The 12,740-nt window shown below is 49.0% G+C and carries 9 protein-coding genes and 1 tRNA gene; all 10 read left to right on the forward strand.

Annotated elements, in window-relative coordinates:
- Positions 1 to 95, forward strand: a 95-nt coding sequence (locus BLV85_RS12690) for an EF-Tu C-terminal domain-related protein (protein ID WP_483869871.1), incomplete at its 5' end; no start/stop codon positions are given.
- A 41-nt stretch (positions 96 to 136) separates the two neighbouring features.
- Positions 137 to 212 (forward strand) — tRNA-Trp (locus BLV85_RS12695).
- Positions 213 to 340: 128 nt separating this feature from the next.
- Positions 341 to 685 (forward strand): preprotein translocase subunit SecE, encoded by a 345-nt coding sequence (secE, locus tag BLV85_RS12700; RefSeq protein WP_090415617.1) that lies wholly within the window; start codon positions 341 to 343, stop codon positions 683 to 685.
- A gap of 18 nt (positions 686 to 703) precedes the next feature.
- Positions 704 to 1,237: a transcription termination/antitermination protein NusG gene (nusG, locus tag BLV85_RS12705; protein ID WP_090415618.1), complete on the forward strand. Its 534-nt coding sequence runs from the start codon at positions 704 to 706 to the stop codon at positions 1,235 to 1,237.
- Positions 1,238 to 1,373: 136 nt separating this feature from the next.
- Complete coding sequence (rplK, locus tag BLV85_RS12710; RefSeq protein ID WP_090415619.1) at positions 1,374 to 1,805, forward strand: 50S ribosomal protein L11; 432 nt, start codon at positions 1,374 to 1,376, stop codon at positions 1,803 to 1,805.
- On the forward strand, positions 1,805 to 2,500 hold the full coding sequence (gene rplA, locus BLV85_RS12715; RefSeq protein WP_090415620.1) for a 50S ribosomal protein L1: 696 nt from the start codon (positions 1,805 to 1,807) through the stop codon (positions 2,498 to 2,500). Before rplK ends, rplA begins: the two co-directional genes overlap by 1 nt.
- 402 nt (positions 2,501 to 2,902) lie before the next feature.
- Complete coding sequence (rplJ, locus tag BLV85_RS12720; RefSeq protein ID WP_090415621.1) at positions 2,903 to 3,418, forward strand: 50S ribosomal protein L10; 516 nt, start codon at positions 2,903 to 2,905, stop codon at positions 3,416 to 3,418.
- A 71-nt stretch (positions 3,419 to 3,489) separates the two neighbouring features.
- Complete coding sequence (gene rplL / locus BLV85_RS12725; RefSeq protein ID WP_090415622.1) at positions 3,490 to 3,867, forward strand: 50S ribosomal protein L7/L12; 378 nt, start codon at positions 3,490 to 3,492, stop codon at positions 3,865 to 3,867.
- 329 nt (positions 3,868 to 4,196) lie between these two features.
- Complete coding sequence (gene rpoB / locus BLV85_RS12730) at positions 4,197 to 8,270, forward strand: DNA-directed RNA polymerase subunit beta (protein ID WP_090415623.1); 4,074 nt, start codon at positions 4,197 to 4,199, stop codon at positions 8,268 to 8,270.
- A gap of 111 nt (positions 8,271 to 8,381) precedes the next feature.
- Positions 8,382 to 12,599, forward strand: a complete 4,218-nt coding sequence (rpoC, locus tag BLV85_RS12735) for a DNA-directed RNA polymerase subunit beta' (RefSeq protein ID WP_090415624.1) — start codon at positions 8,382 to 8,384, stop codon at positions 12,597 to 12,599.
- Positions 12,600 to 12,740 lie beyond the last annotated feature (141 nt).

Raw genomic sequence — 12,740 nt, forward strand, 5'->3', positions numbered from 1 at the left:
TAGCACCGATTGCAATGGATGAAGGCTTGCGCTTTGCCATCCGCGAAGGCGGTCGGACAGTGGGTGCCGGTGTGGTGGCCAAGGTTATAGAGTAAGCTCGCTGTTGTTTGTGAGCACAGTTTTGTATCCGCAATTTAGGCCAGTAGCTCAATTGGCAGAGCGTCGGTCTCCAAAACCGAAGGTTGGGGGTTCGATGCCCTCCTGGCCTGCCAGAATACATATCAAGTCATCTCGTTTTGACTAGATGGCGAGATAAGAAAGAAGGACCGCATATTTATGCGGTCTATTCTTGTTGTGGTTGAATAATCATTAATTAAAAGCAATTCCAGGGATTGGATGAGTGGACAAGGTTAAGCTTGGATTGGCAGTAGTAATGGGATTGGCTGGCGTGGTAGGCTTTTATGTGCTGCGCGACAGTCCAATGGTCATCAGAGTGGTATCGTTGTTGCTGGGGTTTGCCCTGGCGGTCACGGTGGCCATGTTTACCACGCAAGGCAGGCGCTTGTTTGCGTTCAGCAAAGATTCGATCGACGAGACCAAAAAGGTGGTTTGGCCCACCCGAAAGGAAACGTTGCAGATGGCGGGTGTGGTTTTCGCATTTGTCATGGCGATGGCAATCTTTTTGTGGTTGGTTGATGCCGGCTTGATGATGATCGTAAGGAACGTCATGGATCAGGAGGGTTGAAAATGATCCAGGTGGAATATGAGTAAGAAATGGTACGCCATTCATGCCTATTCGGGATTTGAGAAAAGTGTCAAGCGCGCGCTGGAAGAGCGAATAAGGCTTCATGGCCTGGAAGATCGGTTCGGAGAGATACTGGTGCCAGTAGAGGAAGTGGTGGAGATCAAGAGTGGTCAGAAAAGTATCAGTGAGAGAAAGTTTTTTCCGGGCTATCTCTTGATCGAGATGGAAATGTGCGATGAAACTTGGCATTTGGTAAAGGGGACACCGAAGGTGACCGGATTTGTGGGCGGCACCATGACTCAGCCGGTGCCAATCAGTCAGAAAGAAATCGAAAGCATCCTGAATCAGGTGAAAGAAGGTGTAGAAAAGCCCAAGCCAAAGATTATCTTTGAGGCGGGAGAGGCTGTGCGTGTTAAAGAAGGCCCATTTACCGATTTTCATGGCAGTGTGGAAGAGGTCAATTACGATAAAAGTAAGCTTAGGGTATCGGTTTCTATATTTGGGCGGCCAACACCCATTGAGCTGGATTTCCATCAAGTCGAGAAAGCATAATTTGTTTCACAGAGGCATTTGTGCCTATCCAAGTTTTTATCGTGTCAGTCTTGTTGTGTATTAAAAGAGAATTTAGGTTGAATAATCATTAGGGGAGAGCGCCTGGCGTTCGATTGCACCCGAAAAGGAGCGAATTTTGGCTAAGAAAATTATAGGTTATATCAAGTTGCAAGTGCCAGCTGGCAAGGCAAATCCCAGTCCTCCTATTGGACCTGCGCTGGGTCAGCGACAGCTGAATATCATGGAGTTCTGCAAGGCATTTAATGCCGCAACCCAGAAGATGGAGCCTGGTCTGCCAGTGCCGGTAGTGATCACGGCTTACGCTGACAAGAGCTTCACTTTTGTCATGAAGACCACACCTGCCTCGGTGTTGATCAAGAAAATTGCAGGTGTCAGTAAAGGCAGTGCGCAGCCTCACGTAGACAAGGTGGGTAAACTGACCCGTAGCCAGGCAGAAGAGATTGCCAAGATCAAAATGACGGATTTGACCGCAGCCGATATGGATGCGGCGGTTCGGACGATTGCCGGAAGTGCTAGAAGCATGGGTATTGAGGTGGAGGGACTATAATGGCACGAATTTCCAAGCGTTATCAATCGATCGCTCAAAAAATCGAGCCCACCAAAGTTTATCCACTCGCCGAAGCACTCGCAATCGTTAAGGAAACAGCAACTGCCAAGTTTGATGAATCGATAGATATCGCGGTAAATCTTGGAATTGATGTAAGAAAATCCGATCAGGTCGTGCGTGGATCAGTTGTGTTGCCATCAGGAACAGGAAAGGTGGTTCGGGTGGCTGTCTTTGCGCAGGGCGAAAAAGCCAAGGAAGCTCAGGAAGCGGGTGCGGACATTGTCGGATTTGAAGATTTGGCTGAGCAAATCAAGGCGGGTGAAATCAATTTTGATTTGGCTATTGCCAGTCCAGATGCCATGCGAATCGTTGGCCAGCTTGGTCAGATCCTGGGGCCGAGAGGGTTGATGCCGAATCCTAAAGTTGGCACGGTAACACCTGATGTGGCGACTGCAGTCAAAAATGCCAAAGCTGGGCAAATACAGTTCAGAGCTGATAAAGGCGGTATCGTGCATTGTACTGTGGGTAGAGCATCGTTTGATGTCGATGCGCTTAAGGCAAATATTATTGCATTGGTAGATGCCTTGAATAAATCCAAGCCTGCAACTTCAAAGGGTGTGTATCTGAGAAGAATGGCAATTTCCAGCACTATGGGAATAGGCGTGCGTGTTGATCACGCGGGTTTGGTTCAGTAATATTAAAGAACTTTGGGCTACTGATAATTCTGTTATCAGTAGGTTATCAAAGACCGTTGGGGCTTGAGTTCTGCTGGCAGTCTGATCAGATAGCTAAGCAGAATCTAGCTTAATAGTGGTTGCGCGAAGTGCAGGTTGAGTAGCATTGGATATGCGGAGTGGAGTTGAAGCAGATTTTATGTACTGCAATTGAATTGAAATCAGCTTTTAAATTAGATCCGCTTATTTGTATCAACATGTAGCCAGCTAGGCGTTTGCGTAACCAAACCCAACGCAGATGGCGTGCCCATAAGCAGGGTGGAAAAATATTCTCCTGATTAAAGGTCGCCGTATTTAAATGTAAGGCTACTATCGTTGTGATAACGGTATGCTTTGGGCCGAATTCTAATTGGAGAGTCTATTTTGAGTCATAATCTCGAGGAAAAAAAAGCAAAAGTTGCAGAGGTGAGTGACCATGTGGCCAAGGCACAGGCCATAGTTATCGCAGAGTATCGTGGATTGGGCGTCAGTCAGTTCACTCAGCTGCGGGCTAGAACGCGTGAATCTGGGATTTATTTTCGGGTTATTAAAAACACGTTTGTAAGGCGAGCAGTTGAAAACACACCTTTTTCCGGTCTGGCTGATCAAATGGTCGGACCTCTGGCCTATGGTATAGGTAGTGACCCGGTGGCCACTGCTAAAGTGCTTCACGACTTTGCTAAGTCAAATGACCGTTTCGTGATCAAAGCTGGGGCTATGGCAGGAATGGTGATGACCGACAAGGACGTTGCCGCCTTGGCTGCCTTGCCAAGCAGAGAAGAGTTGCTGGCCAAACTGCTGGGAACCATGCAGGCACCCGTTGCCAAGTTTGTTAGAACACTTAATGAAGTGCCTACTAAATTTGTGCGTGGACTCGCTGCGGTACGCGATCAGAAGTAGCCCATATTCGAGTAACGAGATCAGCTCATAACACAGTTTAATTGGAATTTAATTTTTATCAGGAGAAAAAAATGGCTGTAGCCAAAGAAGAGATTTTAGATGCAATTGCAAATATGACCGTTCTGGAATTGTCCGAATTAATCAAAGAAATGGAAGATAAATTTGGCGTTTCTGCGGCTGCGGCTGCAGTTGCAGTTGCTGCGGCCCCCGCTGCATCAGCCGCTGCGGCTGAAGAGCAAACAGAGTTTTCTGTCATCCTCACTTCTGCGGGTGAAAGCAAGGTCAATGTCATCAAAGTCGTAAGAGCTGTTACAGGTCTGGGCCTGAAAGAAGCGAAAGATTTGGTCGACGGTGCACCGAAGCCCATTAAAGAGGGTGTTTCCAAGGAAGATGCCGAAGCACTCAAGAAACAGCTTGATGAGGCTGGAGCGAGCTGCGAGATCAAATAAAGCAATTCATGCCGGGCTGGCGGGCGTATTACGACGCCACCAGCCCTCATTTTCTATTTAATTCAAGTATACTGAATGGTCCGCATGTGCGCGGATTGTTTTGTTGGTTGGCCTCGAACAGCTAACGACTTACCTACTGTCAAACTTGCCTGAGGGAACACACCTGCATCATTGTACTTTATTTCATCAGTGTAATTAATTAACTGCTTTTTTGGAAGTTAATTTTTTATCTGTAGAACAAATGACGAGTAAGTGCCATGTAAACGCCATGTTACCGAATAAATATCCTTTTAATCTGTTCTATGTCTTCAGCGCGCGGAGAAAAATTAATGAGTTATTCGTTTGCAGAAAAAAAACGTATTCGTAAAAGTTTTGCCAAACGTACCAGTATTTTACCATTTCCATTTCTTCTTGCCACCCAGATCGAATCCTATACTAATTTTCTGCAAGAGAGGATTGCGCCCAGCAAGCGCAAAAATCAAGGGTTGCAAGCAGCGTTTAACTCGGTTTTTCCGATTGAAAGCCATTCCAACAATGCTCGCCTGGATTTTATTTCTTATGCCCTGGGTACACCAGTGTTCGATGTTAAGGAATGTCAGCAACGAGGTTTGACCTATGCTTCTCCTTTGCGAGCCAGGGTGAGATTGACTATTCTGGATAAAGAATCGTCGAAACCAACTGTCAAAGAAGTCAAAGAGCAGGAAGTTTATATGGGAGAAATCCCGCTTATGACCGAGACCGGCTCCTTTGTCATCAATGGCACCGAGCGCGTCATTGTATCGCAGTTGCATCGGTCTCCAGGTGTATTCTTTGAGCATGACCGTGGCAAAACCCATTCGTCCGGTAAGCTGTTATTTTCCGCACGCATCATTCCGTATCGTGGTTCCTGGCTGGATTTTGAATTTGACCCGAAAGACTATATTTATTTCCGGATCGATCGTCGCCGCAAGATGCCGGTCACGACGCTGCTGAAAGCGATGGGTTATTCCTCCGCGCAGATTCTTGCAGAGTTTTTTGAATTTGATCATTTTACTTTTTCCCAAAAAGGGATTTTTTTCGATCTGGTACCAGAGCGCTTGCGTGGAGAGTTGGCGAGCTTTGATATCGTATCGGAAGATGGCAAGGTTTTCGTGCAAAGGGATAAACGCATAACCGCCAAACATGTTCGCGATATGCTGCAAGCGAATCTTACAAGCATTCCGGTTCCGGAAGAATTACTGCTGGGTAAAATTTTGGCCGAAGACGTGGTTGACAGGGAGACTGGTGAAATCCTCGCCTTGGCCAATAGTGAAATTAACGAGGCGGTACTTGTCAAGCTTCAGCAAGCCGGAATCGAAAAGATCAATACGTTGTTTGTGAATGATCTTAATTATGGGCCTTATATTTCTCAAACATTGCGCATCGATGAAACTACCGATCAAACATCAGCCCAGGTTGCGATTTATCGGATGATGCGGCCTGGTGAGCCGCCGACTGAAGAGGCTGTATTGGCGTTGTTCAATGGCCTGTTTTACTCTCCTGATCGGTATGATTTGTCCGTCGTCGGTAGGATGAAATTCAACCGGCGCGTGGGGCGAGGGGAATTAACCGGATCCATGACGCTTTCGAATGAAGACATCATCGATGTGATTGGAATATTGGCCGAGTTGCGCAACGGCCGTGGCGAAATCGATGATATTGACCATCTGGGCAATCGTCGTGTGCGGTCGGTGGGCGAATTGGCAGAGAACCAGTTCAGAGCGGGTCTGGCGCGGGTGGAAAAGGCAGTCAAGGAACGCCTCAGCCAGGCCGAGTCAGAAAATCTCATGCCACATGATTTTATCAACGCCAAGCCCGTTTCCTCGGCTGTGCGGGAATTCTTTGGCTCAAGCCAACTGTCGCAGTTTATGGATCAAACCAATCCATTGTCTGAGATCACGCATAAGCGACGCATTTCTGCGCTGGGTCCAGGCGGATTGACGCGCGAGCGAGCGGGTTTTGAGGTGCGCGACGTTCATCCAACCCATTATGGGCGCGTTTGTCCGATCGAAACACCGGAAGGTCCAAATATTGGTCTGATTAATTCATTGGCGCTTTACGCTAGAACCAATGAATATGGCTTCATTGAGACCCCCTATCGACTGGTGAGGGACGCTAAGGTGACTGATGAGATTGCCTATTTGTCGGCTATCGAGGAAAGTCAGTATGTCATCGCCCAGGCCAATGCCAATCTTGGGCTGGACGGTGCATTTGTCGATGAAGTGGTTTCATGCCGCCATAAAAACGAGTTCACGTTGGCTGCCAGGGAGCAGATCGAATACGTGGATATCGCGCCCGCGCAAATCGTTTCGGTGGCCGCATCACTGATTCCGTTCTTGGAACATGATGACGCCAACCGCGCCTTGATGGGTTCAAATATGCAGCGCCAGGCCGTACCTTGCTTGCGTGCAGAGAAATCGCTGGTCGGAACCGGTATCGAGCGCGTAGTGGCTGTGCATTCGGGCACTGCCGTCCGTGCTGTACGTGGCGGGGTGGTCGACTATGTCGATGCTGGCCGTATCGTAATTCGTGTACATGATGCAGAGACCCGTGCGGGCGAAGTCGGGGTGGATATATACAATCTGACGAAATATACCCGTTCAAATCAGAATACCAATATTAACCAACGGCCTATCGTAAAAGTGGGTGATGTACTGGCGCGCGATGATGTCATCGCCGACGGCGCCTCAACTGACTTGGGTGAGTTGGCGCTTGGCCAAAATATGTTGATCGCTTTCATGCCGTGGAATGGCTATAACTTTGAGGATTCGATCCTGATTTCCGAACGGGTGGTAGCAGATGATCGATTCACTTCGATCCATATCGAAGAATTGACGGCAGTGAGCCGCGATACAAAACTTGGAACCGAGGAAATTACGGCGGACATTCCAAACTTGTCTGAGCGTCAGCGCTCACGCCTGGATGAATCCGGCGTGGTCTACATCGGTGCGGAGGTCGAAGCAGGTGACGTATTGGTGGGTAAGGTTACGCCCAAGAGCGAGACTCAGCTGACTCCCGAAGAAAAATTGTTGCGTGCGATTTTTGGTGAGAAGGCTTCTGATGTCAAGGATACTTCCCTGCATGTTCCTGCCGGCATATCCGGGACGGTCATCGATGTTCAAATATTTACCCGCGAGGGCGTCGATCGAGATAAGCGTTCCAAGCAGATTATCGAAGACGAGCTCGGGCGTTTTAAAAAGGATCTGGCCGATCAAATGCGTATCGTCGAGGCTGACGCTTTCCAGCGGGTGGAACGGTTGCTGATTGGAAAGGCTGCGACAGGCGGACCTAAAAAATTGGCAAAAGGGTCGGTGATCACGCAGGAGTATCTGGAGAGTGTGGATCGGCATCATTGGTTTGATATTCGTTTGATCGAAGAGGGGGCGAGTCTTCAACTTGAACAGATCAAGGACAGCCTTGCGCAAAAGAGAAAGATGTTTGATCTTGCTTTCGAAGAAAAGCAGAAAAAACTGTCGCAGGGGGATGAGTTGCCGCCTGGCGTGCAAAAAATGGTGAAAGTCTATGTGGCCGTGAAAAGGCGATTGCAGGCTGGAGATAAAATGGCTGGACGCCATGGCAACAAAGGTGTGATTTCAAAAATCGTACCGGAAGAAGATATGCCTTATATGGCAGACGGCACGCCGGTTGATATCGTGCTCAATCCGCTGGGCGTCCCTTCACGCATGAATATTGGGCAGGTACTGGAAGTGCATCTAGGCTGGGCTGCCAAAGGGCTCGGCAAAAAAATCAATGAAATGCTGAAATCTCAGTGCCGGGCTGCAGAAATGCGTGATTTCCTCGAAAAAATCTATAACCACAGTGGTAAACAGGAAGACATCGCTGCCCTGAACGATCAAGAAGTACTGGAACTGGCGGAAAATTTGACTGCAGGCGTGCCGTTTGCTACGCCGGTATTCGACGGTGCGCACGAGTCAGAGATCAAGCACATGCTGGCGTTGGCCGATTTGCCGGAATCAGGCCAGACGACTCTGTACGATGGCCGGACAGGAGAGGCATTCGATCGCCCTGTTACTGTCGGTTATATGCATGTATTGAAGCTTCATCATTTGGTGGATGACAAAATGCATGCCCGTTCGACGGGTCCATACAGTCTGGTGACACAGCAACCACTTGGCGGGAAAGCCCAATTTGGCGGACAGCGATTTGGTGAAATGGAGGTCTGGGCCCTGGAAGCCTATGGCGCGGCTTACACGTTGCAAGAAATGCTCACGGTGAAATCCGATGACGTCAACGGGCGGACCAAAGTCTACGAGAGTATCGTCAAAGGCGATCATAAAATTGAGGCTGGTATGCCAGAATCTTTCAATGTATTGGTCAAAGAGATCCGATCTCTGGGAATGGATATCGATCTAGAGCAGAATTAATTATTTTTATCAGGAGCAACCCTGTACATTCAATACGCTGATGGTCGGAAAATTGAGTGTCAGGGATTGCAACCTATTCCATGATTGCCCATTGAATCACAGGAGTGACACGTGAAAGCACTGCTCGATTTATTCAAACAAGTTACGCAAAAAGAAGAGTTCGACTCAATAAAAATAAGTCTGGCTTCTCCAGAAAAAATTCGTTCGTGGTCTTATGGTGAAGTCAAAAAGCCGGAAACGATCAATTATCGTACCTTCAAGCCGGAAAGGGATGGTTTGTTTTGTGCAAAAATATTTGGCCCGGTCAAGGATTATGAATGCCTGTGCGGCAAGTACAAGCGCCTAAAACATCGCGGTGTAATCTGTGAAAAATGTGGCGTTGAAGTGACGCTGTCCAAAGTGCGGCGTGAGCGTATGGGGCATATCGAATTGGCTTCCCCTGTCGCCCATATCTGGTTCTTGAAATCATTGCCTTCCCGCTTGGGCCTGGTATTGGATATGACTCTGCGCGATATCGAGCGAGTGCTCTATTTCGAGGCCTATGTCGTCACGGATCCCGGTATGACACCGCTTACCCGCGGACAGATTTTGACAGAGGATGACTATCTAAACAAGACGGAAGAGTTTGGCGATGATTTCAGCGCAGCGATGGGCGCTGAGGGGGTCCGTGCCCTGTTGAATACGATGGATATCGTGGCTGAGATTGAATCTCTGCGTCGGGAGCTCCAGGCTACAGGCTCGGAAACCAAAATAAAGAAAATGGCCAAGCGGATCAAGGTGCTCGAGGCATTCAACAGATCGGGCATGAAGCCGGAATGGATGATATTGACTGTTCTGCCTGTGTTGCCGCCAGAGTTGAGGCCTTTGGTGCCACTGGATGGTGGCCGTTTTGCGACCTCGGATCTGAACGATTTGTATCGGCGTGTGATTAACCGCAATAATCGATTGAAACGATTGCTGGAGCTTCGCGCACCGGAAATTATCGTGCGCAACGAGAAATGTATGCTGCAAGAGGCAGTGGATTCACTGCTGGATAATGGCCGCCGGGGCAAGGCAATGACGGGAGCCAACAAACGCCCGTTGAAGTCATTGGCGGATATGATTAAAGGCAAGGGCGGGCGCTTCCGGCAGAACCTGTTGGGGAAACGCGTCGACTACTCAGGCCGGTCTGTGATCGTTGTCGGGCCGCAGCTCAAGCTTCATCAGTGTGGCTTGCCTAAGAAAATGGCGCTGGAGCTGTTTAAACCATTTATTTTCAATAAATTGGAGACAATGGGGATTGCCAGCACGATTAAGGCCGCCAAGCGGGAAGTCGAAAATGAGAGTCCTGTGGTTTGGGATATACTGGAAGAGGTGATTCGTGAGCATCCGGTGATGCTGAACCGGGCGCCTACCTTGCATCGACTGGGGATTCAGGCATTCGAGCCGGTATTGGTCGAAGGCAAGGCAATCCAACTGCATCCATTGGTTTGTGCTGCATTCAACGCTGACTTTGACGGTGACCAAATGGCGGTTCATGTGCCGTTGTCTCTGGAAGCTCAGATGGAATGCCGCACGCTGATGCTGTCAACCAATAATGTCCTTTCTCCTGCGAATGGGGATCCGATTATCGTGCCTTCCCAGGATATCGTATTGGGTCTTTATTACATGACGCGCGAAAAACTTGGGGCGCAAGGCGAAGGCATGATTTTTTCCGATATCTCCGAGCTGAAACGTGCCTACGATAGCAAAGCGGTCGAGTTGAATGCCAAAATTGTCGTCAGGATCAAAGAAAGCAGAAATGATGCCTCGCGAGAAGAAGGTGCGGTCGAGACCATCACAACACGTTATGAAACCACTGTTGGCAGGGCACTGATATCCGAAATTTTGCCGGCGGGACTGCCTTTCTCAATCATCAACAAAACACTCAAGAAAAAGGAAATTTCCAAGCTTATCAACGCCAGTTTCCGGCGGTGTGGATTGCGGGAAACAGTTATATTCGCGGATAAACTCATGTATTCGGGCTTCTCCTATGCAACCCGCGGTGGCATCTCAATTGGCCTGGATGATTTGCTGACACCTACCCAGAAGGAGGAGATCATCCACGCTGCAGAGCAGGAAGTGCATGAAATCTCCAATCAATACACATCCGGCCTGGTGACGCAAGGTGAGCGATACAACAAGGTGGTTGACATCTGGGGACGTGCTGGTGATCAGGTAGCCAAGGCCATGATGGATCAATTGAGTGTCGAGCCGGTCAGAGATCGCGAAACTGGCGAAATCAAGTTGGATGAGCAGGGTAAACCGGTCATGCAAGAGTCATTTAATTCCATCTACATGATGGCTGATTCTGGCGCCAGGGGTTCAGCCGCCCAAATTCGTCAGCTGTCCGGTATGCGAGGATTGATGGCCAAACCAGATGGGTCGATTATCGAGACGCCGATTACCGCCAATTTCCGTGAAGGTTTGAATATTCTGCAATATTTCATTTCGACGCATGGTGCAAGGAAAGGGCTGGCTGATACTGCGCTTAAAACCGCCAATTCCGGTTACTTGACCCGTCGTCTGGTCGATGTGACTCAGGATTTGGTGATTACCGAGGATGATTGCGGCACGGAAGATGGTGTCGTGATGAAGGCCCTGGTTGAAGGTGGCGATGTCATTGAACCATTACGCGAGCGTATTCTCGGTCGTGTCGCGGCAACTGATATTATCGATCCGGATACCAATCAGGTTATTTATCCTGCTGGCGAAATGCTGGATGAGGAAGCGGTTGAGAAGATAGAGGCATGCGGGATCGATGAAGTGAAAGTGCGGACGCCACTCACTTGCGAAACGCGATACGGACTTTGTACAAAATGCTATGGGCGTGACCTTGGACGAGGGACGATGGTGAACGTGGGAGAAGCGGTCGGTGTCATCGCTGCCCAGTCCATCGGCGAGCCGGGTACGCAGCTGACGATGCGTACTTTCCACATCGGGGGGGCTGCTTCGAGGACTATCGTGGCCAGTCAGGTCGAGAGCAAGTCTAATGGTATTGTGCGTTATTCACACAATATCCGCTATGTTAAGAATGTGCGCAGTGAACTCATCGTGATTTCGCGTAGCGGGGAGGTCATGATCCAGGATGAAAATGGACGTGAGCGCGAGCGACATAAAATTCCATATGGTGCGACATTGCTTATTCATGACAATGATGCAATCAAGGCCGGCCAGATTCTGGCATCATGGGAGCCGCATACCCGGCCGATCATTGCTGAATATGCGGGCAGGGTGCGCTTTGAAAACGTGGAAGAAGGCGCGACCGTTGTCAAGCAAATCGATGAAATCACAGGACTTGCTACTTTGGTCGTGATCGATCCTAAACGGCGTAATGTCGCACAGGGCAAGGGATTGCGGCCACTGGTCAAATTCCTGGATGAAAATAACGAAGAGATCAAGATTGCAGGCAGCGACCAGCCTGTCACAATTACATTCCATGTCGGCTCGATTATCACGGTACGAGATGGGCAGCAGGTCGGTATAGGTGAAGTCTTGGCCCGTATTCCGCAGGAAACATCCAAAACGCGGGATATTACCGGTGGCTTGCCGCGTGTGGCTGAGTTGTTTGAAGCGAGAGTACCCAAGGATGTTGGTTTCCTGGCCGAGGCGACTGGAACCGTCACGTTCGGAAAGGATACCAAAGGCAAACAGCGGTTGGTGATCACGGATCTTGATGGGGTGTCGCATGAGTACCTGATTCCCAAGGATAAGCATGTTACAGCGCATGATGGCCAAGTGGTCAACAAGGGAGAGGTGATTGTTGACGGGCCGATTGATCCGCGCGATATATTGCGCTTGCAAGGTATTGAAGCGCTGGCTCGCTATATCAGCGATGAGGTGCAGGATGTTTATCGTCTGCAGGGCGTGAGAATCAACGATAAACATATTGAGGTCATCGTTCGGCAAATGCTACGCAGGGTTCAGATAACAAATGCCGGGGATTCAAGCTTTATTCCTGGTGAGCAAGTGGAGCGTGCAGAAGTTCTGATTGAAAATGAGAAATTGGTCGCAGAAAATAAACTGCCTGCAACCTACGAGTATGTCTTGCTGGGCATTACCAAAGCGTCGCTGTCCACGGATTCGTTCATTTCTGCGGCTTCATTCCAGGAAACGACTCGCGTGCTGACTGAAGCATCCATTATGGGTAAGAAAGATGATTTGCGTGGGTTGAAAGAGAACGTGATTGTAGGCAGACTGATTCCTGCAGGCACTGGGCTTTCATTTCATAATCTTCGCAAGAAACAAAGATTATCGGCGAATGATATCTATGTAGGCGATAACTTAACCGAAGAAGAAACTACCGAATAGACGGGAAAGCTGGATGGGGTTTTTCTAAGGCCAGAATGTATTATTATTCCACTCCTTAAATTTCTTGACACTGAATATGTTGAGGAAGTAGGCTTACAAAGAAAGTGGTTTTTTGCTGGCTGCCCGGTTGGACCGGGTGGC

This window comes from Nitrosomonas halophila (assembly GCF_900107165.1).
Classification (GTDB): Bacteria; Pseudomonadota; Gammaproteobacteria; order Burkholderiales; family Nitrosomonadaceae; genus Nitrosomonas; species Nitrosomonas halophila.

Coding starts and splice junctions, on each gene's coding strand:
- rplA (WP_090415620.1), top strand. CDS start 1,805: ATGGCACGAATTTCCAAGCGTTATCAATCGATCGCTCAAAAAATCGAG.
- nusG (WP_090415618.1), top strand. CDS start 704: ATGAGTAAGAAATGGTACGCCATTCATGCCTATTCGGGATTTGAGAAA.
- rpoB (WP_090415623.1), top strand. CDS start 4,197: ATGAGTTATTCGTTTGCAGAAAAAAAACGTATTCGTAAAAGTTTTGCC.
- rplL (WP_090415622.1), top strand. CDS start 3,490: ATGGCTGTAGCCAAAGAAGAGATTTTAGATGCAATTGCAAATATGACC.